At 65.0% G+C, this 23,057-nt stretch carries 21 protein-coding genes; 15 read left to right on the top strand and 6 right to left on the bottom strand.

The window, feature by feature from the left end; all coding sequences use genetic code 11:
* Positions 1-10: 10 nt before the first annotated feature.
* Positions 11-1,225, bottom strand: coding sequence for a phosphoserine phosphatase SerB (serB, locus tag EJA05_RS25545; RefSeq protein WP_125465768.1), 1,215 nt, complete (start codon positions 1,223-1,225; stop codon positions 11-13).
* Between the two features lie 135 nt (positions 1,226-1,360).
* On the opposite strand from serB, the gene EJA05_RS25540 reads away from it, so the two are divergent.
* Positions 1,361-2,806 carry a histidine kinase gene (locus EJA05_RS25540; RefSeq protein WP_125860672.1) on the top strand — a complete coding sequence of 482 codons (1,446 nt, stop codon included), beginning with the start codon at positions 1,361-1,363 and terminating at the stop codon, positions 2,804-2,806.
* A 62-nt stretch (positions 2,807-2,868) separates the two neighbouring features.
* Here EJA05_RS25540 and asd read toward each other — a convergent pair whose 3' ends face one another.
* The 3 genes from asd to EJA05_RS25525 are packed head-to-tail and all read right to left on the bottom strand — an operon-like array spanning position 2,869 to position 6,131.
* Positions 2,869-3,732 (bottom strand): archaetidylserine decarboxylase, encoded by an 864-nt coding sequence (asd, locus tag EJA05_RS25535; RefSeq protein WP_110996147.1) that lies wholly within the window; start codon positions 3,730-3,732, stop codon positions 2,869-2,871.
* Between the two features lie 9 nt (positions 3,733-3,741).
* Positions 3,742-4,551, bottom strand: a complete 810-nt coding sequence (locus tag EJA05_RS25530; protein WP_125860670.1) for a rhodanese-like domain-containing protein — start codon at positions 4,549-4,551, stop codon at positions 3,742-3,744.
* Positions 4,552-4,595: 44 nt separating this feature from the next.
* A complete protein-coding gene (locus EJA05_RS25525) occupies positions 4,596-6,131 on the bottom strand; it encodes an HDOD domain-containing protein (RefSeq protein ID WP_125860668.1) in 1,536 nt (511 codons plus the stop codon).
* Positions 6,132-6,261: 130 nt separating this feature from the next.
* Between EJA05_RS25525 and motA the strand changes: the two genes are divergently transcribed.
* Entirely contained in the window at positions 6,262-7,113 is an 852-nt protein-coding gene (gene motA, locus EJA05_RS25520) for a flagellar motor stator protein MotA (protein ID WP_125860666.1), read from the top strand.
* 3 nt (positions 7,114-7,116) lie between these two features.
* Positions 7,117-8,136: a flagellar motor protein MotB gene (motB, locus tag EJA05_RS25515; protein ID WP_125860664.1), complete on the top strand. Its 1,020-nt coding sequence runs from the start codon at positions 7,117-7,119 to the stop codon at positions 8,134-8,136.
* A gap of 201 nt (positions 8,137-8,337) precedes the next feature.
* Here motB and rsgA read toward each other — a convergent pair whose 3' ends face one another.
* On the bottom strand, positions 8,338-9,369 hold the full coding sequence (gene rsgA / locus EJA05_RS25510; protein WP_125465763.1) for a small ribosomal subunit biogenesis GTPase RsgA: 1,032 nt from the start codon (positions 9,367-9,369) through the stop codon (positions 8,338-8,340).
* A 108-nt stretch (positions 9,370-9,477) separates the two neighbouring features.
* Here rsgA and orn point away from each other — a divergent pair, with 108 nt between their 5' ends.
* The gene (gene orn / locus EJA05_RS25505; protein ID WP_110996141.1) at positions 9,478-10,020 is read left to right on the top strand and encodes an oligoribonuclease; all 543 of its coding nucleotides are present in this window, start codon (positions 9,478-9,480) and stop codon (positions 10,018-10,020) included.
* A 134-nt stretch (positions 10,021-10,154) separates the two neighbouring features.
* Positions 10,155-10,766, top strand: coding sequence for a trimeric intracellular cation channel family protein (locus EJA05_RS25500; RefSeq protein ID WP_110996140.1), 612 nt, complete (start codon positions 10,155-10,157; stop codon positions 10,764-10,766).
* A 183-nt stretch (positions 10,767-10,949) separates the two neighbouring features.
* Here the strand turns inward: EJA05_RS25500 and queG are convergent, their stop codons facing one another.
* On the bottom strand, positions 10,950-12,014 hold the full coding sequence (gene queG / locus EJA05_RS25495; protein ID WP_125465761.1) for a tRNA epoxyqueuosine(34) reductase QueG: 1,065 nt from the start codon (positions 12,012-12,014) through the stop codon (positions 10,950-10,952).
* Positions 12,015-12,079: 65 nt separating this feature from the next.
* Here queG and EJA05_RS25490 point away from each other — a divergent pair, with 65 nt between their 5' ends.
* The 10 genes from EJA05_RS25490 to EJA05_RS25445 all read left to right on the top strand — a co-directional run bounded on the left by EJA05_RS25490 (position 12,080) and on the right by EJA05_RS25445 (position 23,017).
* Entirely contained in the window at positions 12,080-12,940 is an 861-nt protein-coding gene (locus EJA05_RS25490; protein ID WP_125860662.1) for an NAD(P)H-hydrate dehydratase, read from the top strand.
* Complete coding sequence (tsaE, locus tag EJA05_RS25485) at positions 12,937-13,401, top strand: tRNA (adenosine(37)-N6)-threonylcarbamoyltransferase complex ATPase subunit type 1 TsaE (RefSeq protein WP_371923667.1); 465 nt, start codon at positions 12,937-12,939, stop codon at positions 13,399-13,401. Before EJA05_RS25490 ends, tsaE begins: the two co-directional genes overlap by 4 nt.
* A 12-nt stretch (positions 13,402-13,413) precedes the next feature.
* Positions 13,414-14,847, top strand: coding sequence for an N-acetylmuramoyl-L-alanine amidase (locus tag EJA05_RS25480; protein WP_125465759.1), 1,434 nt, complete (start codon positions 13,414-13,416; stop codon positions 14,845-14,847).
* On the top strand, positions 14,844-16,745 hold the full coding sequence (gene mutL, locus EJA05_RS25475) for a DNA mismatch repair endonuclease MutL (protein ID WP_125860660.1): 1,902 nt from the start codon (positions 14,844-14,846) through the stop codon (positions 16,743-16,745). The genes EJA05_RS25480 and mutL overlap by 4 nt, the downstream gene beginning before the upstream one ends.
* Position 16,746: 1 nt before the next feature.
* A complete protein-coding gene (gene miaA / locus EJA05_RS25470; RefSeq protein WP_125861431.1) occupies positions 16,747-17,718 on the top strand; it encodes a tRNA (adenosine(37)-N6)-dimethylallyltransferase MiaA in 972 nt (323 codons plus the stop codon).
* 93 nt (positions 17,719-17,811) lie between these two features.
* Positions 17,812-18,072 carry an RNA chaperone Hfq gene (gene hfq / locus EJA05_RS25465; protein ID WP_110996133.1) on the top strand — a complete coding sequence of 87 codons (261 nt, stop codon included), beginning with the start codon at positions 17,812-17,814 and terminating at the stop codon, positions 18,070-18,072.
* An 18-nt stretch (positions 18,073-18,090) separates the two neighbouring features.
* Positions 18,091-19,392, top strand: a complete 1,302-nt coding sequence (hflX, locus tag EJA05_RS25460; protein WP_125860658.1) for a ribosome rescue GTPase HflX — start codon at positions 18,091-18,093, stop codon at positions 19,390-19,392.
* Positions 19,393-19,488: 96 nt separating this feature from the next.
* A complete protein-coding gene (gene hflK / locus EJA05_RS25455; protein WP_125860656.1) occupies positions 19,489-20,679 on the top strand; it encodes an FtsH protease activity modulator HflK in 1,191 nt (396 codons plus the stop codon).
* Positions 20,679-21,548: a protease modulator HflC gene (hflC, locus tag EJA05_RS25450; protein ID WP_110996130.1), complete on the top strand. Its 870-nt coding sequence runs from the start codon at positions 20,679-20,681 to the stop codon at positions 21,546-21,548. Before hflK ends, hflC begins: the two co-directional genes overlap by 1 nt.
* 281 nt (positions 21,549-21,829) lie before the next feature.
* On the top strand, positions 21,830-23,017 hold the full coding sequence (locus EJA05_RS25445; RefSeq protein WP_110996129.1) for an ATP phosphoribosyltransferase regulatory subunit: 1,188 nt from the start codon (positions 21,830-21,832) through the stop codon (positions 23,015-23,017).
* Positions 23,018-23,057 lie beyond the last annotated feature (40 nt).

The following is a 23,057-nucleotide window of genomic DNA, read 5'->3' as shown; positions in this document are numbered from 1 at the left end:
CAGCCAATCATCAGCTGCGGGCGTCGCGATCGCGCAGGCCCAGCAGGTACAGCACGCCATCCAGACCCAGCGTGGAGATTGCCTGCTTGGCCGACTGGCGCACCAGCGGCTTGGCGCGGAACGCCACACCCAGCCCGGCCAGCGACAGCATTGGCAGGTCGTTGGCGCCATCGCCCACGGCGATGGTCTGCTCCAGCTGCAGCCCTTCCTGATTGGCCAGCTGTTGCAGCAGTTCAGCCTTGCGCTGGGCGTCGACGATCGGCTCGACGGCCACGCCGGTGACTTTGCCATCGACCACTTCCAGCTCGTTGGCAAACACGTAGTCGATGCCCAGGCGTGCCTGCACCTGCTTGGCGAAGTAGGTGAAGCCACCGGAGAGAATGGCGGTCTTGTAGCCCAGGCGCTTGAGTTCGGCGAACAGGTGTTCGGCACCCTCGGTCAAGCGCAGCGACGCGCCGATCTGGTCGAGTACGCCAACGTCCAGGCCCTTGAGCAGCGCCATGCGCTCCTTGAAGCTGGCGCGAAAATCCAGCTCGCCACGCATGGCACGCTCAGTGATCTCCGCCACCTGCTCGCCCACGCCAGCGGCCTTGGCCAGCTCATCGATCACTTCGGCCTCGATCAGCGTGGAGTCCATGTCGAACACGGCCAGGCGGCGGTTGCGGCGGAACAGGTCGTCGCGCTGGAAGGCGATGTCGATGTTCAGTGCTTCGCACAGGGCAAAGAAGTCGGCACGCAGGGCCTGGGCATCGGTTGGTTCGCCACGCGCGGAAATCTCCAGCGCGGCCTTGCCGTTAGCGGCATCGGCATCCAGCGCCACACGGGCGGACAGGCGCTCGATGCGCTCGATGGTCAGGCCGTACTGGCTGATGATTGCGCTGACCCGCTGCAACTGCTCCGGAGTGACCCGGCGGCTGAGCAGGGTGATGATATGGCGCGCCTCGCCCTGGCTGTCGGCCCAGTGCTGGTAATCGGCTTCGGAGATCGGCGTGTAACGCGCTTGCAGGTTCAGCTCGTGGGCCTTCGATTGCACGCTTTGCAGCAGCCCGGTGGCGACCTCGTTGTCGGGAATGTCGACCAGGATGCCGAACGACAGCGTGCCGTGCATCACCGCCAAACCGATGTCGAGGATGTTCACACCGCCCTGGAGCAGGACGCCGGTGATGGCAGCGGTAAGACCTGGACGGTCTTCACCAGTGATGTTGATCAGGACGATTTCGCGCAAGACCGGGCTCCGACTTCGATGAAAAATGCGCATTCTACCGATTTTCCGTGACCATCGGGCGCCAACGATACTTTGCCGACAAAACTCTGCTCGCTATACTGCGCAGCACTTTCTCGCCATTAAGAGCCGCGCTCTGTGAACCGGCCCACGCCCGTCAAAACCGACAACTTCTTCCTGATGATCTACCGAGCCCTCAGCCAGCGCCGAATCCCCCTGGCCCTGCGTATCGCCAGCCATAACATCTTCCTGGTGGCCCTGGCCCTGGTGATCTATGCCTGCGTGATGGGTTTGCAGTTCAAGCAGGCCATGCATGAGCAGGCCGATGCCGTTGGTCAGAGCCTGACCACGCAGACCGCCACCTCCGCCACCGAACTGCTGGTGTCCAACGACATCCTCAGCCTCAATGTGCTGCTCGGCAACCTGGTGAAGAACCCACTGGTGGCGCACGCCGCCATCTACAGCGTGGACAACCGCATCCTCGCCGAGGCCGGCCAGCGCCCGCGTAACAGCCTGCTGGGCGAGGCAGAAGGGGTGTACCAGACCAAGATCACCTTCCAGGACGTGACCGCCGGCCAACTGCGCATCAGCCTGGACATGGGCCAGTTCCAGCAGCCGATGCTGATCAGCCTGCAGAGCATGGGCATCCTTGCCGCCATCCTGCTGGCGCTGGCCCTCACCCTGAGCCTGCGCCTGGGCCGTTTCATCTCCACCCCGCTGCTGCAACTGCGGGTCTGGCTGCGCGACCCGCACCCCTACACCCCGGCCATCGACCGCCAGGACGAAATCGGCGACCTGGCCCGCCAGCTGCACGCCCGCCTCGCACCGCCACCGCCGCCGGAGCCAGAGGTCGAGGAAGAAGACGACTTCGACGACGCGCCGGTAGCGCCAAAGGCCGCCCCGCGCGCCAAGCCCGCCGTGCATGAGGCTGACGACGATGACGAGGCCTTTGCCGGCCTGATGGACGAAGAAACCGCCCCGGCCAAGCCGATTGCCGTCGAGTCGAACGAGCCCCAGAGCAGCGCCGTGCTGGCCGTCCAGCTGGGCTCCCAGGAGCAACTGCGCCGCCTGCCGCGCACCCGCCTGGCCGAGCTGCTGGAACGCTACAACGACTGCCTCGACCAGGCTGCCTCGCTGTATGAAGGCGAAGTGCACACGCTGAGCGACGGCGGCACCCTGCTGCTGTTCCACAGCCGCGACTGTGGCGAGGACTACCTGACCAACGCCATCTGCTGTGGTGAGCTGCTGCGTGCCTTGGGCCATGCCCTGCAGATCGAAGTGGCCGACAGCGGCATCACCCTGCAACTGCAACTGGGCCTGGTGCTGGCCGATGACCTGCAGGGCCTGGACCAGGTTGATCTGCTGATGACCGAACAGGCCCAGGACGCCCTGGCGCTGTCGCAGCACAGCCGCAACCTGCTGCTGGTAGAGCGGCGCATCAGCGACGATGCGCTGGTGCGCCAGCGTGCGCGCATCCGCCCGATCGCCAGCCCTGAGGGCGCGAGCTGCGTGGAGCGGTTGATGGAGCCGTACCCGTCGATGCTGGAGCGCCAGCTGGCACGGATGCACGAACGCCGCGCCTGATACGCCATGCACCAAAAGAAAAGGCCCTGCAGATGCAGGGCCTTTTTCATTGCGGCGGCGGATCAGGCCTGGGCTGGCTGCGCCAGCAGCTCACCCATGCGCACGGCAGACGCTGCGCCGAGGTTTTCTGCCCACTTCACCTGCTCTGGCCCGAACAGCACGATCGCCGTGGAGCCCAGCTTGAAGCGCCCAAGTTCGGCGCCTTTCTCCAGGTGGATCGGCGCGCGGCTGGCTTCGTCGTAGCGGAAGGTCTTGAGCTCGCGCTTCGGTGGCGTGACCAGGCCGGCCCAGACGGTCTCGATCGAGGCGACGATCATCGCGCCAACCAGTACCACGGCCATCGGCCCACGCTCGGTGTCGAACAGGCAGACCACGCGCTCGTTGCGGGCGAACAGCTCGGGGACGTTCTCTGCGGTGGTCTGGTTGACCGAGAACAGCCGGCCCGGCACGTAGACCATCTCGCGCAGGGTGCCGGCCAGCGGCATGTGCACGCGGTGGTAGTCCTTGGGCGACAGGTAGATGGTGGCGAACTCGCCGCCCATGAAGGGTGCGGCCAGGGCCGGGTCGCCGCCCAGCAGCTCCAGGGCGCTGAAGCTGTGGCCCTTGGCCTGGAAGATGCGGCCATGCTCGATCGGACCTAGCTGGCTGACCGCGCCGTCGGCCGGGCAGAGGATGGCGCCGGGGGTCTCGTCCAGCGGGCGGGCGCCGGGCTTGAGGGCGCGGGTGAAGAAGGCATTGAAGTGCTCGTAGGCAGTCAAGTCTTCGACCAGCGCTTCGGACATGTTGACCTGGTAGCGCTTGGCGAACCAGGCGGTGAAGGCATTCTTGAACCAGCGCGCGCGGCATTCGGCGACGCAGCCGGCCAGGCGCGACAGCAAGTGGTGCGGCAGCAGGTGCTGGCTGATGATGAACAAACGGGATTTCATTGAGCGTCCTTAAACTTCTACGGGCGTGTCGGGGTGGTTGCCCCATTCGCTCCACGAGCCGGCGTAAGCCTTGATGCGTGGGTAACCGAGGGCCTTGGCCACCAGGTAGGTGAAACCGGAGCGGCGGTGGGTCTGGCAGTGGGTGATCACTTCCTTGTCTGGGGTGATGCCCAGTTGTTCGAGCACTTCCCTGATGTCCTTGCGGATGCGCAGGTGGTCGTTCAGGTCCATGCCGGCGGTCCACTCGAAGTTGATCGCGCCGGGGATGTGCCCACCCTTGGCGGCCAGGACTTTTTCGCCGCTGAACTCCTGCGGGCCGCGGGCGTCCCAGACCACCAGGTCGTCGGCGCCCAGGCGGCTTTGCAGGTATTCGCGGGTGGCCGTCGGCTCGCTGTGCAACTGCAGGCGCACCGGGGTGCTGGCAGGTGCCGGCGCCTCGGTGGACAGCTTGTCTGCCGGCCAGGCCTGGATGCCGCCGTTGAGGTAGTGGTAGTGCGGGTGGCCGATCACGTCGAGCAGCCAGATGAAGCGCCCGGCCCAGCCGCCCCCTTCATCGTCGTAGACCACATAGACGGCATCGTCGCGGTGGCCGAGCTCGCTGAACAGTTTCTCCAGGTCGCCCAGTGCCGGCAGCAGGCCGGGTGCTGGTGGTTGGCCCAGCTGGGTGCGTTTGCCCTCGACGAAGCGGGCCCCTGGGATGTGCCCGCTGACGTAGCGATTGGCACTGCTCAGGTCGACCAGGATCAGCTGTGGCGAAGCCAGGCGCGGTAGCAGGTCCTTGGCTTCAATCACCAGGGGCAAGCCGGAAAAGTCAGTCATCCACGGTCTCCAGGGTGGAAAGAGCAGCGATTGTAGCGCAAGGCTCAGGCATTGCGGTTGGCAAACACGGCCAGGGCGCGCTCGATGCATTGCGCGGTCTTGCCGAAGGCTTGCACGCTGACATCGGCCAGCGGCTTGCCGCCCTGGTCGACCACCGCCAGCATCAGCACCTGCTCGCCGACGGCCAGTGAGCGCAGCAGCAGGTGCTCGCTGCGGAAGAACGCCCGCAGCGGGGCCGGCAGCAGGGCGGCGAACTGGGCGTGGTTGTCGGGCGTCAGGCGCAGTTGCCCGGCTTTGCTCATCAGTTTTTGCAGCAGTTTGTTCTGCCCGATCGCCAGCGCCATGGCGTCAGCTTCCTTGGGCAGGCCGGCGGTCTGTTGCACGCGCAGGTAGTCGCTGGCCTTGTCCAGGCTCAGCAGCATGATGCGCTGCATACCGCACGCCAGCAGCGCCTCGCGCGCCTGCGTGGCCAGGTGCACGGTGTTGGAGAACGGGCTTGGCTGGGCCAGCAGTTCCTGGCACAGCGTGCGCCAGTGCGCCAGCGTTTCGGCGCTGGGCGGCGGCGGGGTGAGCATGTCCGGGTGCGGGCGGCGCTGATGCCAGGGCCAGATCAGCGCTTCGGCCGGGTGGAACAGGGCGTGGCGCGCATGGTGGCGGGCGCTGGCGGCGGCCTGTTGGTGGACCTGCTGCTGCACATCTTCCAGCGAAGTCTGCAGGTACAGCGCGGTCAGCAGCTGCCAGCGCAGCAGGTGCGGATTGTCCCAACCGACCTGGGCCGCCAGCGCTAGGCCATTGGCGAGCAAGACGGTGTTGGGCGGCTGGTTGAACCAGCGGCGCAGGGCCGGCTCCTCGTCCAGGCGCTGCTGTTGTGCCAGGGGCTCGGGTTCGCGGGCGATGGCCAGTACCTGGGCCAGTTGCTCGCGCTCGTCGATCAGCAGGCGATAGCCCTGGGTGACCCAGCCAGGCAGGCGCCAGTGCTCGGCCACGGCCTGGCACAGCGACATGATGCGCACGCCGAACAGTTCATGTTCGACCTGGGCGGCGTCCTCGCCCTTGTGGATAACCCGCAGCTCCCAGGCGTCCAGCAGCTTCGGGTAGGCCAGGGCCAGCGGCCACAGCGGCGAAAGGAACAGCAGGCTGCCCCAGTGGATGTCCTGCCACAGCCGCGCCAGGCGGCTGGCGAACAGCCCGTTGGCTTGTTGCGCGGCATGCTGGCTGATCAGCAAGAACTGGCGCAGCACCGGCGGGATGTCGTCGCCGGGCAGGGTGGGCAGGCGTGCCAGCAACTGACTGGTACGTTCAAGGCCCAGGCGATTCAGGGCAACTTCCAGGCTTTCGGCGGGGTCGGCCTGGCTGGGGCTGGCCGGATGGTTGGCCTCGCGCATCACGCACAGCACCAGGGCGGGGCTGTCCTGCAGCAGTTCGGCGATCTCGCGCAGCGAGCGACGGCTGTCGGCGATGGCCTTGACCACCTGGTCGTGGCTCTCTTTCGGCACCGGCAGGCGCACCCCGTCGAGCAGCTTTACCCAGGCCTCTAGCGTCGCGGGAACCTTACTTGGCACCTTGGTTTCAATTGGCATTTTGACATCAGTCCGAACTGGCTTTTCGCGATGAGTGGCTATAGTCTGGCGCAGTTGTGCCGATAAGTAGAAGAAGAGTTTTAAAGCTCCCGTCCCCGACCCTGACCACGACAGCAAGTGCTTTGAACCTATGGCTAAAATTATCGGCATCATCGTCGTATTCGCGAGCGTGCTCGGCGGCTACGTGCTTTCCCACGGCAAGATCGCGGCGCTGATTCAGCCGTTCGAAGTGCTGATCATCGGCGGCGCCGCGTTCGGTGCGTTTCTTCAGGCCAACCCTGGCTACATGACCATGCATGTGGTCAAGAAGTCGCTGAAGATGTTCGGCAGCCGATTCACCCATACTTTCTACCTGGAAGTGCTGGGCCTGGTATACGAGATCCTCAACAAGAGTCGCCGCGAAGGCATGATGGCCATCGAAGGTGACATCGAAGACGCCGCCGCCAGCCCGATCTTCGCCAAGTACCCCGCCGTACTGGGCGATGAACGCATGACCGCCTATATCTGCGACTACCTGCGCATCATGTCCACCGGCAACATGGCTCCCCACGAGCTCGAAGGCCTGTTCGACATGGAACTGCTGAGCATGAAGGAAGAGCTGGAGCACCCGTCCCACGCGGTGAACGGCATCGCTGACGGCATGCCCGGCTTCGGTATCGTCGCAGCGGTACTGGGTATCGTGGTGACCATGGCGTCGCTGGGCGACGGCGACCAGGCGTCGATCGGTCTGCACGTAGGTGCGGCGCTGGTCGGTACCTTCTTCGGTATTCTGGCCGCCTACGGCTTCTTCGGCCCGCTGGCCAAGTGCCTGGAGCACGATGCCAAGGAAGAGCTCAACCTGTACGAGTCGATCAAGGCTTCGCTGGTCGCTTCCGCCTCGGGCATGCCGCCTTCGCTGGCTGTCGAGTTCGGGCGCAAGGTGCTGTACCCCAAGCACCGTCCAAGCTTCGCCGAGCTGGAACAAGCGGTCCGCGGTCGCTAAGCCATGGAAAACAATCAGCCCATCATCATCAAGCGCGTAAAGCGCTTCGGTGGAGGCCACCATGGCGGCGCCTGGAAGATCGCCTTCGCCGACTTCGCCACGGCGATGATGGCGTTCTTCCTCGTGCTGTGGCTGCTTTCCACCGCCACGCCCGAGCAGAAGATCGCCATTGCCGGCTACTTCAAGGACCCGATCGGCTTCTCCGAAAGCGGCACGCCGTACATCATCGACCTGGGTGGCTCGCCACAGCTGGCACCCGAGAAGACCATCAACCCCGAGACCAAGTCCGAGCCGACGCCTGATACCAGCATCCAGCTGGACAAGGACAAGGTCGAGACCATGGCCGAGCAGGTCGAGCGCGAGCGCCTGGAGCTGCTGCTGCAGGAGCTGCAGAACAAGGTCGAGGAAAACCCGCAACTGCAGAAGTTCAAGGACCAGATCCTGTTCGAGATCACCCAGGACGGCCTGCGCATCCAGATCATGGACGCCGAGAACCGGCCGATGTTCGACATTGGCAGTGCGCGGTTGCAGCCGTACTTCGAAGACATCCTGCTGGCCATGGCCGACACCATCAAGGCAGTGCCGAACAAGATCAGCATCAGTGGCCACACCGATGCCAAGCCGTATTCCGGCACTGGCGACTACGGCAACTGGGAGCTGTCGGCCAACCGTGCCAACGCTGCGCGTCGTGCGCTGGTCGCGGGTGGTTACCCGGATGAGCAGGTGGCGCGTGTGGTGGGGTATGCGTCGTCGTCGCTGTTCGACCGCAAGAATCCGTTCAACCCGGTCAACCGCCGTATCGACATCATCGTCCTGACCAAGAAGGCCCAGCGCACCATCGAGGGTGAGCAGGGTGAGCAGGGTGCGCCTGAGGCCCAGCCGCAAGCGACGCCGCCGGCCCAGGGTGCGCCAGGCGCCGCCGCTCCGGCGCCGCAGGACCCGATGCAGCCTCGCGAGTTGCGGCAAAAGCTGAACATCTTCGAGGATGGTGTGTTGAAGATGGACGAGCAGAAGAACCAGTAAGCCGGTTGCTGCCAGGCAAAACGCCCGTGATTGCGTACGCAGTCACGGGCGTTTTGCTTTGTGAAGGACCTGTGGGAGCGGGTTTATCGAGGCGTCGAACCGCCGCGAACACCGGCGAAGCCGGTGCCATGCATCGCGTCGCCTGCTTCGCGGGTGAACCCGCTCCCACAGGGCTTGTGAACCCAGCGCGCTGCCGCAGCCTCAGTAGCTGTCTTGCGGCAGGCTGGCGATGATCGAGCGGTAGCTGTTCATCCGCTGCTGCGTCACGCTGCCCTCGTCCAGTGCCTTGAGCAATGCACAGCCCGGTTCGCGGTCGTGCTTGCAGTCGCGGAAGCGGCAATGGCCGATCAGCTCGCGGAACTCGATGAAGCCATCTTCCACATCGTCACGGCTGACATGGCCCAGGCCGAACTCACGGATACCCGGGGAGTCGATCAGATCGCCGCCGTTAGGGAAGTGATAGAGCCGCGCGGTGGTGGTGGTGTGGGTGCCCTGGCCCGACCATTCGGACAGGTCGCCGACGCGGGTGCCGGCGTCAGGCAGCAGGCTGTTGACCAGCGACGACTTGCCCACCCCCGACTGGCCGACGAACACACTGATATGGCCATCCAGCGTCTGTTGCAGGCGCTGCATGCCATCGCCCTGGTGGGCCGACACTTCCAGCAACGGGTAGCCGAGCCCGCGATACACCTCGAGCATGGCGTTGAGCGTAGGGGCGTTTTCGTCGTTGATCAGGTCGGCCTTGTTGAGCAGCAGCAGTGGGCGGATACCGGCATGCTCGGCGGCCACCAGGTAGCGATCGATCAGGTTGGGGTGCGGTTCCGGCGCGGGTGCGAAGACGATGACGATCAGGTCTACGTTGGCCGCCACCGGTTTGAGCTGGCCATGATTGTTCGGCCGGCACAGCTCGGTGCTGCGCGGCATCTGGGCGACGATCACGCCGATGCCCTGGTTGCCGGCGCGCCATACCACGCGATCGCCGGTGACCAGCGCCGGCAGGTTGGCCCGCAGGTGGCAGCGGAATACCTGGCCGGCGTCGTCGCCGTCCTGGGCCTCGACCTCGACCTGCACACCGAAGTGGGCGATCACCAGGCCCAACTGCTCCGGCCCCAGGTCGCCACCTTCGAGCTCTTGCAGTGCATGCTGCTCGCGTTTGGCGGCGCGGGCGGCGCGTTCACCCTGGATCTTTTCGATGCGCCAGTTCTGGCGGCGGTTGAGCTGGCGTTTGGCCATGAAGGTTCCGTATCGGCGGGGCAGTGAGAAAACCGCGGCAGTTTAGCATGGCCCGCCCACGCACCGCCTTGCTGGGCTAATATGACGGCCTATTCGAGGAGCACTTTCATGCAGAACCCACAGAACCTGATCTGGATCGACCTGGAAATGACCGGCCTGGACCCGGACAGCGACGTCATCATCGAGATGGCCACCATCGTCACCGACAGCGAGCTGAACACCCTGGCCGAAGGCCCGGTGATCGCCATTCATCACAGCGATGAAGTGCTGGCACGCATGGACGAGTGGAACACCCGCACCCACGGCGGCTCGGGCCTGACCCAGCGCGTGCGCGAGAGCAAGATCAGCATGGCCGAGGCCGAGGCGCAGACCATCGCCTTCCTGGAGCAGTGGGTGCCCAAGGGCAAGTCGCCGATCTGCGGCAACAGCATCTGCCAGGATCGCCGCTTCCTGTACCGGCACATGCGCGGGCTGGAAAACTACTTCCACTACCGCAACCTCGACGTCTCCACGCTCAAGGAGCTGGCCGCGCGCTGGGCGCCGAACGTGCGTGACAGCTTCAAGAAGGGCAGCACCCACCTGGCCCTGGACGACATTCGCGAGTCGATCGCCGAACTGCGTCACTACCGCGAGCACTTCATCAAAGTCTAAGCCTCAAGCCTCAAGCCTCAAGCTACAAGCCCCAAGCCAGGCAATGCCGTGTTCGCCCGGGCGCGACAGCCCAGGCGCCGCGCATTGCTTGCAGCTTGGGGCTTGCAGCTTTCCACTGTTTTTGGAACTGCACCATGTTGTTGATGCTCTACCTCATCGCCATTACCGCCGAAGCCATGACTGGCGCCCTGTCTGCCGGCCGTCGCGGCATGGACTGGTTCGGTGTGGTGCTGATTGCCTGCGTTACCGCCCTGGGTGGCGGTTCGGTGCGTGACGTGCTGCTCGGGCACTACCCGCTGACCTGGGTAAAACACCCGGAATACCTGGTGCTGACCAGTTTTGCCGCGCTGGTGACCATCTTCATCGCACCCTTGATGCGCCATCTGCGCTCATTGTTCCTGGTGCTCGATGCCCTGGGGCTGGTGGCGTTCACCCTGATCGGCTGCATGACCGCACTGGAGATGGGGCAGGGCTTCCTGGTCGCCTCGATCAGCGGGGTGATCACCGGGGTGTTCGGCGGCATCCTGCGGGATATCTTCTGCAACGACATCCCGTTGGTGTTCCGGCGCGAGCTGTACGCCAGCGTGTCGTTCGCGGCGGCGTGGTTCTACCTGGGCTGCGTGTACTTCAAGGTGCCGGCGGAGCAGGCGATGCTGCTGACCCTGTTTGGCGGGTTCCTGGTGCGCTTGCTGGCGATCCGTTTCCACTGGGAAATGCCCAAGTTCCACTACAACGACCAGCAGTGAATGGTGCGCGGCTCCTGCGGGATGCAGGAGCTGTTCGGCTGCTCGTGGGAGCGGGCTTGCCCCGCGATTGGATGCACCGGCTTCGCCGAGATCGCGGGGCAAGTCGCATCGGCGCACCGCCGCTCCCACGTACCGACGCTTTCACGTTGTGCGATTGCGCACGCCGAAAGGCTGAATGATTGCCTACAGGACGCCGTGCCGCCCCAGCGCCCATTCCACGTGCTCGCGCACTAACGCCGACGGGTCATTGCGCCGCGCTTTCAGCGCCTCTACAACCGGGATCGTGGTGGGCGCGTTGCCCAGCCCCACCGCCAGGTTGCGCGAAAACCGCTCATACCCCGCACGCCGCAACGGCGAGCCTTCGGTGCTGCCGAGAAAGCGCTTTTCATCCCACAGGAACAGCTCGGCCAACTCGACGTTGTCCAGGCCGCGCCGCGGCATGAAGTCATCCTCGGTGGTGGTCTTGGCAAAGCGGTTCCATGGGCAGACCAGCTGGCAGTCGTCGCAGCCGAACACCCGGTTGCCGATCAGTGGGCGCAGCTCCACGGGAATGGCGTGGCGCAGCTCGATGGTCAGGTAGGAAATGCAGCGCCGTGCATCGAGCTGGTAAGGGCCGACGAAGGCCTGGGTCGGGCAGATGTCCAGGCAGGCCTGGCAACGGCCACAGTGGTCGCTGCCCTGCACGCCGTCGATCGGCAGCGGCAGGTCGACGAACAGTTCGGCGAGGAAGAAGTAGCTGCCGGCCTTGCGGTTGAGCAGCAAGGTGTTCTTGCCGATCCAGCCCAGGCCGGCCTCCTGCGCCAGGGCTTTCTCCAGCACCGGGGCGCTGTCGACGAAGGCGCGGTAGCCGAACGGGCCGATGGCTTCCTGGATGCGGTCGGCGAAGTGCTGCACGCGCTTGCGTACCAGCTTGTGGTAGTCGCGGCCCAGGGCGTAGCGCGCGATATAGGCTTTTTCCGGCTGGGCCAGGCGTTGCGCCATCTGCGTGTCGCCCGGCAGGTAGTCCATGCGCAGCGATATCACCCGCAGGGTGCCGGGGATCAGCTCGGCGGGGCGCGAACGCTTGGTGCCGTGCTCGCCCATGTACTCCATCTCGCCTTGGTAGCCGGCCGCGAGCCAGCGCTGCAGGTGCTGTTCGTGCTCGCCAAGGTCCACGCCGGCGATGCCGACGTGGGCAAAACCGAGTTCCTGGCCCCAATCCTTGATCGATTGGGCCAATGTGTTGATGTCTGGGAGCGTGGCGGGCATGGATGGGCAAGGCATTACGGGTGTAGGTGCGTATAATTCTGCCAGACATCGGAGCCTTTGACCCCATGCCTCAGACCAAACACCCCGGTAATACCCCGCAACTGCTCAATCGGCTGACCCTGGCCGGCCTGCCGCCGCGTGCTGCTGGCGCCCACAAGGCTGACTTCGGCCACGTGCTGGTGGTCGGTGGCGACCTGGGCACCGGCGGGGCGGTGATGCTCAGTGCGCAAGCCGCGCTGCGTTGTGGCGCCGGCCTGGTCAGTGTGGCCACGCGCCCTGAACATGCCGCTGCCGGGCTGGCCCGTCTGCCCGAGGCCATGTGGCTGGGCGTGAGTTCGGCCAATCAGTTGATGGGGCCGCTGGAGCGTGCCTCGGTGCTGGTGGTCGGACCAGGGCTGGGGCAGGCGGCCTGGGGGCGCAGCCTGTTGTCGGCGGTGGCCAATACGCACCTGCCGCAAGTCTGGGATGCCGATGCGCTCAACCTGCTGGCGCGATCGCCGCTGGCGCTGCCCAGCGCCAGCGTGCTGACCCCGCACCCGGGGGAGGCGGCGCGCCTGCTGGGGATCTCCACCGAAGCGGTGCAGGCCGACCGGCCCGGTGCCGCGCGTAAGCTGGCGCGCAAATATGCCAGCGTCTGTGTGCTCAAGGGCGCCGGTACGCTGGTGGCTGACCCTGCCGGGCGGCTGGCGCTGTGCGATCACGGTCATCCGGCCATGGCCGGCGCGGGGTTGGGCGATGTGCTCACCGGGGTGCTGGCGGCGTTGCTGGCCCAAGGGCTGGACGCTTGGCAGGCAGCCTGCCTGGGGGTGTGGCTGCATGCCCGTGCCGGCGAGCGGCTGGGGGTTGAGGGAAGAGGCCTGGCAGCCAGCGATCTGGTTGCGGTCATTAGAGAATTGTTGGAGGAACATTCAGCGTGTCTGGCATAACCCTGTTTTTGGCCGATGAAGAGGCCACCGTCGACTTCGGCGCGAAGCTGGCTGAAGTGACCGGCGGTCATGGCGTGATCTTTCTCGAGGGCGACCTGGGCGCCGGCAAGACCACCCTGTCACGCGGCCTGATCCGTGGCCTGGGCCACACCGGCCCGGTCAAGAGCCCGACCTTCACCGTGGTCGAACCCTACGAGATCGGCGACATTCGCGCGTTTCACTTCGACCTGTATCGCCTGGTCGATCCGGAAGAGCTTGAATTCATGGGGATTCGCGATTACTTCGAGGGCGACGCCCTGTGCCTGTTCGAGTGGCCCGATAAAGGTGCGGGCGTTTTGCCAAAGCCCGACCTGACCATTACCATAAGCCCGCAAGCGGGCGGGCGCTCGCTGAACCTGTCGCCGCAGGGGGCACGCGGCGAAGCCTGGTGTGCCGATCTGGCCAAGAAAATCAAACAGTAAGTGGGGAAAGGTATGCGCATACGCGCACTGGTCGCTGTCGTTGGGCTGCTGCTGACAACGGTGACCGTTGACGCTCTGGCGGCTGTCACTCAAGTCAAGAGCGTGCGCCTGTGGCGTGCGCCGGACAACACGCGGCTGGTCTTCGACCTGTCCGGGCCTGTACAGCACAGCGTCTTCACCCTGACCGCGCCGGATCGCCTGGTCATCGATATCAACGGTGCCACCCTGGGTGGGCCGCTGAACGTGGCCACCTCGAACACGCCGATCAACAGCATGCGCTCGGCCCAGCGCACGCCCACCGACCTGCGCGTGGTGATCGACCTTAAAAAGGCCGTATCGCCCAAGAGCTTCACCCTGGCGCCGAATGCCCAGTACGGCAACCGCCTGGTGGTCGACCTGTACGATCAGGAAGCCGACGCCATCGCCGCCAGCAACCCGACACCGCCCCCAGCGGTGCAGCCCCCTGCGACCACGCCGGCGGTGCCGGTGACCCCGGTGCAACCCGCGATCAAGCTGCCACCGGCGCCTGCCGGCAAGCGCGACATCGTCGTGGCCATCGACGCCGGCCACGGTGGCGAAGACCCGGGCGCTTCGGGCTCGCGCGGGCAGCACGAGAAAGACATCGTGCTCGACATTGCCAAGGAACTGCAGCGTCAGATCAACAGCGAGAAAGGTTACCGCGCCGAGCTGACCCGTACCGGCGACTACTTTATCCCGTTGCGCAAACGCACCGAGATCGCCCGCAAGAAGGGCGCTGACCTGTTCGTCTCGATTCACGCCGATGCCGCGCCGTCCAAAGCCGCCTTTGGTGCCTCGGTATTCGCCCTGTCCGACCGCGGCGCCACCTCCGAGACCGCGCGCTGGCTGGCCGATACGGAAAACCGTTCCGACCTGATCGGCGGCGCCGGCAACGTCAGCCTCGATGACAAGGACCGCATGCTCGCCGGGGTACTGCTCGACCTGTCGATGACCGCCACCCTCAGCTCCAGCCTCAACGTCGGGCAAAAGGTGCTGGGCAACATGGGCCGGGTCACGCCCCTGCACAAGCAGCGCGTCGAGCAGGCTGGGTTCATGGTGCTGAAGTCGCCGGACATTCCATCGATCCTCGTTGAAACCGGGTTCATCTCCAATGCCAATGAGGCGGCCAAACTGGCCACGCGCAGCCACCAGCAGGCGCTGGCCCGTTCGATCCATACCGGCGTGCGCCAGTTCTTCCAGCAGAACCCGCCACCGGGCACCTACATCGCCTGGCTGCGTGACAGCGGCAAGATTGCCCAGGGCCCGCGCGATCACACCGTGCGCCCCGGCGAAACCCTGGCGATGATCGCCGTGCGCTACCAGGTCAGCGTTGCCAGCCTGCGCAGCAGCAACGGCCTGAAGACCGATGAGCTGAAAGTCGGCCAGCACCTCGACATTCCGGGCACTACCCTGGCGTCGCAACAATGAATGGCGGTTCGCGCATCCAGCTGCTCAGCCCGCGGCTGGCCAACCAGATCGCCGCGGGTGAGGTCGTCGAGCGCCCGGCCTCGGTGGCCAAGGAGTTGCTGGAGAACAGCCTCGACTCCGGCGCCCGGCGCATCGAAGTCGAGGTCGAGCAGGGCGGCGTGAAGCTGCTGCGGGTACGTGACAACGGTAGCGGCATTGCCCCGGACGACCTGCCGCTGGCCCTGGCGCGTCACGCCACCAGCAAGATCCGTGAGCTGGAAGACCTCGAAGGCGTGCTCAGCCTGGGCTTTCGCGGTGAGGCCCTGGCCTCGATCAGCTCGGTGGCCCGCCTGACCCTGACATCGCGCACTGCCGACGCCGGCGAAGCCTGGCAGGTAGAGACCGAAGGCCGCGACATGCTCCCGCGCGTGCAGCCAGCCGCGCACCCGGTCGGTACCTCGGTGGAGGTGCGTGACCTGTTCTTCAATACCCCGGCCCGGCGCAAGTTCCTCAAGGCCGAGAAGACCGAGTTCGATCACCTGCAGGAAGTCATCCGGCGCCTGGCGCTGGCGCGCTTCGACGTGGGCTTCCACCTGCGCCACAACGGCAAGACCATCTTCAGCCTGCACGAGGCTGCCGACGAGATGGCCCGGGCGCGGCGTGTGGGTACCATCTGTGGCCCGGGCTTCCTCGAGCAGGCCTTGCCGATCGACGTCGAGCGCAACGGCCTGCGCTTGTGGGGCTGGGTTGGCCTGCCGACGTTTTCCCGCAGCCAGGCAGACCTGCAGTACTTCTTCGTCAATGGCCGCGCGGTGCGCGACAAGCTGGTCGCCCACGCGGTGCGCCAGGCTTACCGCGACGTGCTGTTCAACGGCCGGCACCCGACCTTCGTGCTGTTCCTCGAACTCGACCCGACCGGCGTCGACGTCAACGTGCACCCGACCAAGCACGAAGTGCGCTTCCGCGAAGGGCGGATGGTCCACGATTTTCTCTATGGCACTCTGCACCGGGCCCTGGCTGATGTGCGGCCCGAGGACCAGCTCGCGGCCCCCGCGGCAACCGCCGAGCTGATTCGCCCGAGCGGTCAGCAGGCCGGGGAATTCGGCCCCCAGGGCGAAATGCGCCTGGCATCGCCGGTACTGGAACAGCCCCAGGGCGAGGCGCGTCAGTCGTTCTCCTCGGGCGGCGCGGGTGCGGGTTATCAGTACCAATACACCCCGCGCCCGTCCCAGCCGCTCGCTGCCGGTGAGGCCCAGGCGGTCTACCGCGAGTTCTATGCGCCGCTGGACAACGCCATGGCCACGCCGGGAGCCTTGCCGGACAGCCAGGGTGATATCCCCCCACTGGGCTATGCCCTGGCCCAGCTCAAAGGCATCTACATCCTGGCCGAGAACGCCATCGGCCTGGTGCTGGTGGACATGCATGCCGCCCACGAGCGGATCATGTACGAGCGCCTCAAGGTGGCCATGGCCAGCGAAGGCCTGAGCGGCCAGCCGCTGCTGGTGCCGGAGTCGCTGGCGCTGAGCCAGCGCGAGGCCGACTGCGCCGAAGAGCACGCCCAGTGGTTCCAGCGCCTGGGCTTCGAACTGCAGCGCCTGGGCCCGGAAACCCTGGCGATCCGGCAGATCCCGGCGCTGCTCAAGCAGGCCGAGGCCAACCGCCTGGTGCAGGACGTACTCGCCGACCTGATGGAGTACGGCAGCAGCGACCGCATCCAGGCGCACCTGAACGAATTGCTCGGGACCATGGCCTGCCACGGTGCGGTGCGCGCCAACCGGCGCCTGGCGATCCCGGAAATGAACGCCCTGCTGCGCGACATGGAGAACACCGAGCGCAGCGGCCAGTGCAACCACGGCCGGCCGACCTGGACCCAGATGGGCCTGGATGACCTGGACAAGCTGTTCCTGCGGGGGCGATGAAATGAGCATGAAACCCCCGGCGATATTCCTCATGGGCCCGACGGCGGCCGGCAAGACCGACCTGGCCATCGAGCTGACCAAGGTGCTGCCGTGCGAGCTGATCAGTGTCGATTCGGCGCTGGTCTATCGCGGCATGGATATCGGTACTGCCAAACCTTCGAAAGAGGTGCTGGCCGCCCATCCGCATCGGCTGATCGATATCCTCGACCCGGCCGAGAGCTATTCGGCGAAGCAGTTCTGCACCGATGCGCTCGAGGCCATGGCCGAGATCACCGCGCGCGGCAAGATCCCGCTGCTGGTCGGCGGCACCATGCTTTATTACAAGGCTTTGGTCGACGGCCTGGCCGACATGCCGCCGGCCGATGCAGGGGTGCGCGCCGAGCTTGAGGCCCAGGCCGGCGAGTTGGGCCTGGCCGAGTTGCATCGCCAGCTGGCCGAGGTGGACCCCGAGTCGGCGGCGCGCATCCATCCGAATGACCCGCAGCGCCTGATTCGCGCGCTTGAGGTGTACCGGGTGAGCGGCGAAAGCATGACCGCCCACCGCCAGCGACAATTCGCCGAAAGTCGCGGCGCAGACGCAGGCGTGAGCGGGCATTTGCCCTATACTGTCGCCAGCCTGGCCATAGCGCCTACAGATCGTCACATTTTGCATGAGCGAATTGCGTTACGATTTTCGCAGATGCTGGAACAGGGCTTCGTCGACGAGGTCCGATCGCTGCGAGCCAGAAGTGACTTGCACGCCGGGCTGCCGTCTATACGGGCAGTGGGGTATCGGCAGGTCTGGGATTACCTGGACGGCCAGCTAACTGAGAATGAGATGCGTGAACGCGGTATCATTGCCACGCGTCAGTTGGCCAAGCGCCAATTCACCTGGTTGCGCGGTTGGTCCGACGTGCACTGGCTGGATAGCCTGGCCTGCGACAATCTGTCCCGCACCTTGAAATACCTTGGGGCCGTCTCCATATTGAGCTGAGTCCCTGCTTATTGCCGTCTATTCTTGCGAAAGGCGGCAGCAATTACTGAATTTTCTTGTTTTTTACTATTGATCCTTACAGGAGTGCGGCATATGTCAAAAGGGCATTCGCTACAAGACCCTTACTTGAACACCTTGAGAAAAGAAAAGGTCCCGGTTTCGATCTATCTGGTCAACGGGATCAAGTTGCAGGGCCAGATTGAATCGTTCGACCAGTTCGTCGTGCTGCTGAAAAACACCGTCAGCCAGATGGTCTACAAGCACGCGATTTCGACTGTCGTACCTGCCCGTCCAGTTCGTCTGCCTAGCCCGACCGATGGCGAGCATGGCGACAGCGAGCAAGGCAACGCTTGAAAATAGTAGGAGCCTGCATTGTTCTTTGAGCGCCACGGTGGTGGTGAGCGAGCGCTGCTCGTTCACTTGGAAGGTCAGAACCCTGAGGCGCGCGAAGACCCGCAGGAGTTTCAGGAGCTGGCGCTGTCGGCCGGAGCCGAGATCGTTACACTGGCGACAGTGTCACGGCATCAGCCCACCGCCAAGTTTCTGATCGGTAGCGGCAAGGTCGAGGAATTGCGCGACCTGGTCAAAACCGAAGAAGTTGACCTGGTGATTTTCAATCACACCCTCACGCCCAGCCAGGAACGTAACCTCGAACGTGTCTTCGAGTGTCGCGTGCTGGACCGTACCGGGCTGATTCTCGATATCTTTGCCCAACGGGCGCGTACTCACGAAGGCAAGCTGCAGGTCGAACTGGCCCAGCTCGAGCACATGAGCACGCGGCTGGTACGCGGCTGGACTCACCTCGAGCGGCAAAAGGGCGGTATCGGCCTGCGCGGCCCGGGTGAAACCCAGCTGGAAACCGACCGCCGTCTGTTGCGGGTGCGCCTGCGCCAGATCAAGGGCCGCCTCGAGAAGGTGCGCAGCCAGCGCGAGCAGGCCCGTCGCGGGCGCAAGCGTGCCGACATCCCGTCCGTGTCGCTGGTGGGTTACACCAACGCCGGCAAGTCGACCCTGTTCAACGCCCTCACACAGTCCGAGGTCTATGCCGCGGACCAGCTGTTCGCCACCCTCGACCCTACGCTGCGCCGGCTTGAACTGGCCGACCTTGGGCCGATCGTGCTGGCCGACACCGTGGGTTTCATCCGCCATCTGCCGCACAAGCTGGTCGAGGCATTTCGGGCTACGCTCGAAGAGTCGAGCAACTCCGACCTGCTGCTGCACGTGATCGACGCCCATGAGCCCGAGCGCATGGAGCAGATCGAGCAGGTCTTGGCGGTGCTGGGCGAGATTGGCGCTGAAGGCTTGCCGATCCTCGAGGTGTATAACAAACTCGACCTGCTCGAAGATGTCGAGCCGCAGATCCAGCGCGATGCCGACGGCAAGCCGCAGCGGGTCTGGGTATCGGCACGTGATGGACGAGGCCTGGAGCTGGTTGGCCAGGCAGTTGCCGAATTGCTGGGGGATGATCTTTATGTCGGAACCCTGTGCCTGGAGCAGCGATTTGCCCGCTTGCGCGCGCAATTCTTCGCGTTGGGTGCCGTGCAGAGTGAAGAGCATGATGAAGAAGGGCGCAGCCTGCTGAGCGTGCGACTGCCCAGGGTCGAGTTGAATCGCCTGGTCAGCCGCGAAGGCATGGAGCCGCAAGTGTTTGTCGAGCAACACACTTTGCAATAAATGCTCGTCGAGGTCGCCGGGCAGCAGTGACAGGCATTCTGTAGCATTGGACGGCGCGCCGTGGGCGCGTCTTTGCTTTATCAGATGGAGAGCGCTATGGCTTGGAACGAGCCGGGTGGCAACTCGAACAATCAGGATCCCTGGGGCGGTCGTCGCGGTGGCGGTGGCGGCGGTGGCGACAAGAAAGGTCCACCGGATCTGGACGAGGCCTTCCGCAAGCTGCAGGACAGCCTGAACGGCATGTTCGGCAGTGGCAAGAAGCGCGGTGGCAACAGCGACCGCAATATCGGCAAAGGTGGCGGCCTGGGCCTGCTGGGCGTAGGCCTGGCGGTGCTGGCGGCAATCTGGCTGTACAACGCCGTGTACGTGGTGGACGAGCAGGAGCAGGCAGTCGTGCTGCGCTTCGGCAAGTACTACGAGACCGTCGGCCCCGGCTTGAATATCTATTTCCCGCCGATCGACCGCAAGTACATGGAAAACGTGACCCGTGAGCGGGCCTACACCAAGCAGGGCCAGATGCTCACCGAAGACGAGAACATCGTCGAAGTGCCGCTGACCGTGCAGTACCGCATCAGCAACCTGCAGGACTTCGTGCTCAACGTCGACCAGCCGGAAGTCAGCCTGCAGCATGCGACCGACAGCGCCCTGCGCCACGTGGTGGGTTCCACCTCGATGGACCAGGTGCTGACCGAAGGCCGTGAGCAGATGGCCGTGGACATCCGTGAGCGTCTGCAGCGTTTCCTCGACACCTACCGGACCGGTATCACCGTGACCCAGGTCAACGTGCAGAGCGCGGCAGCCCCGCGTGAAGTGCAAGAGGCCTTCGACGACGTGATCCGTGCCCGTGAGGACGAGCAGCGTGCCCGCAACCAGGCCGAATCCTACGCCAACGGCGTGGTACCGGAAGCCCGTGGTCAGGCGCAGCGCATCATCGAGGACGCCAACGGCTACCGCGATGAAGTCATCGCCCGCGCCAAGGGTGAGGCCGATCGCTTCACCAAGCTGGTCGCCGAGTACCGCAAGGCGCCAGAGGTTACCCGTCAGCGCCTGTACCTCGAGACCATGCAGGAGGTGTACAGCAACTCCAGCAAAGTCCTGGTGGCAACCAAGGATGGGCAGAACAACCTGCTCTACCTGCCGCTGGACAAGATGGTCGAAAGCGGCCGCAACAGCGCTGCAGCTCCATCCGCCGGTGCATCGACCTCGTCGGCTAACGACGCAGCCGCGCGCGCCGCGCAGGACCTGCAACAGCAACAACCGCCGCTGCGTTCCAGGGAGAGCCGCTGATGAGCAATAAATCGCTGTTCGCCCTGATTGGCGCCGTGGTGCTGGCGATCGTCGCCTGGAACTGCTTCTACATCGTTTCGCAAACCGAACGCGCGGTATTGCTGCAGTTCGGTCGCGTGGTCAAGGCCGATGTCCAGCCTGGCCTGCATGTGAAGGTGCCGTACGTGAACCAGGTGCGCAAGTTCGACGCCCGCCTGATGACCCTCGACGCCCCGACCCAGCGTTTCCTGACGCTGGAGAAGAAAGCAGTGATGGTCGACGCCTACGCCAAGTGGCGCGTCAAGGACGCCGAGCGCTTCTATACCGCTACCTCGGGTATGAAGCAGATCGCCGACGAGCGCCTGTCGCGTCGTCTGGAAAGCGGCCTGCGTGACCAGTTCGGTAAGCGCACCCTGCACGAAGTGGTGTCGGGTGAGCGTGACGCACTGATGGCTGACATCACCGCCTCGCTGAACCGCATGGCCAGCAAGGAGTTGGGTATCGAAGTGGTCGACGTTCGCGTCAAGGCCATCGACCTGCCCAAGGAAGTCAACCGCAGCGTGTTCGACCGCATGAGCACCGAGCGTGAGCGTGAAGCCCGCGAGCACCGCGCCAAGGGTAACGAGCTGGCCGAAGGCATCCGTGCCGACGCCGATCGTCAGCGCCGCGTGCTGCTGGCCGAAGCGTATCGTGAGGCGGAAGAGACCCGTGGTGATGGCGATGCCCAGTCGGCTGCCATCTATGCCAAGGCCTACACCCAGGACGCCGATTTCTACGCGTTCTACCGTAGCCTGCAGGCCTACCGCGAGAGCTTCTCCAGCAAGAGCGACGTGCTGGTCCTGGACCCGAAGAACGAGTTCTTCCGTTTCCTGGACAAGAGCAAGCCCTGAGGTTGCTCTCATGATGGGCGCGCCCCGCCCGGCAGCTAAAATGCCTGGCGGGGTGCATCCTGAATGAAAAGGGGTGTATGATGCGGCAGCCGGGAAATTCCCGGCTTTTTTGCGTCTGTAAGGTTGATTGGCCGATGAAACGGCCCCGGCGCAAGGTATTCAAGGGTGTTGGTAACGGTGGCTGCGCTGGGTTCGGTCCTGCCCGCTGCTGTCCGCCAGGGCCCGTTTCACTCAAGGCTAGCCCGCAGGGTGGCCGCCCGGACCAAAGGGGAAATGGCGTAATGGCAACGGTAGACCGCTGGCTTCTGCCAGATGGCATCGAGGAAGTACTGCCACCTGAGGCTGCGCGCATCGAGATCGCGCGTCGGCAGGTGTTGGACCTGTTCCAGAGCTGGGGTTACGAGCTGGTGGTCACCCCCCATATCGAATACCTGGAGTCGCTGCTGACCGGTGCCGGTGCGGACCTGGACGAGCGCACCTTCAAGGTTGTCGATCCGCAGTCCGGCCGCCTGATGGGTTTCCGCGCCGACTTCACCCCGCAGGTGGCGCGTATCGATGCTCACACCCTGCGCCGCGAAGGCCCGAGCCGCCTGTGCTATGCCGGTAGCGTGCTGCACGCCCAGCCACGCGCGCTGTCCACCTCGCGCAGCCCGATCCAGTTGGGCGCCGAGTTGTACGGCGACGCCAGCCCTACCAGCGATGTCGAAGTCATCAGCCTGATGCTCGCCACGCTGCAGCTGACCGACGTGGCGGATGTGCACATGGACCTCGGTCATGTCGGCATCTACCGTGGCCTGGCCCGCGCCGCCAACCTGTCGGGTGACGTCGAGCAGCAGCTGTTCGATGCCCTGCAGCGCAAGGCTGTCGATGAAGTTCAGGCGCTGACCGCCAACCTGCCGCAAGACCTTGGCAACATGCTGCGCGCCTTGTGCGAGTTGTGCGGTGGTCGCGAAGTGCTGGCCGAGGCCCGTGTGCGCCTGGGCCGAGCCCCGGCCAGCGTGCTGGCTGCGCTGGACGACCTGCTGGCGATCGCTGATCGCCTGGCCTCGCGCTACCCGGACCTGCCGCTGTACTTCGACCTCGGCGAGCTGCGCGGCTACCACTACCACACCGGCGTGGTGTTTGCCGTGTTCGTGCCTGGCGAGGGTCAATCGATCGCCCAGGGCGGGCGTTACGACGACATCGGCGCCGACTTCGGTCGGGCACGCCCGGCCACCGGTTTCTCCACGGATTTGAAGACCCTGGTCACACTGGGGCGAGCGGAGGTCGTACTCCCGGCTGGCGGCATCTGGATGCCCGACAGCGGTGATGCGGCCCTCTGGCAGCAAGTCTGCCAGTTGCGCAACGAGGGCCAGCGTGTGGTCCAGGCTCTGCCTGGCCAGCCGCTGAGTGCTGCCCTTGAGGCGGATTGTGATCGGCAATTGATTCAGCAAGACGGGCGCTGGCAGGTTCTGCCGCTGACCCATTGAGATTCTTCGCCGGCGATGGGCCGGCAACCAAGTTTGCGTG

Origin of the sequence: Pseudomonas oryziphila, from assembly GCF_003940825.1 — a bacterium.
In the GTDB taxonomy this organism is placed as follows: Bacteria; Pseudomonadota; Gammaproteobacteria; order Pseudomonadales; family Pseudomonadaceae; genus Aquipseudomonas; species Aquipseudomonas sichuanensis.
Note: the sequence above shows the minus strand (reverse complement) of the source record. Positions and strands in the feature narration are given on the sequence as shown.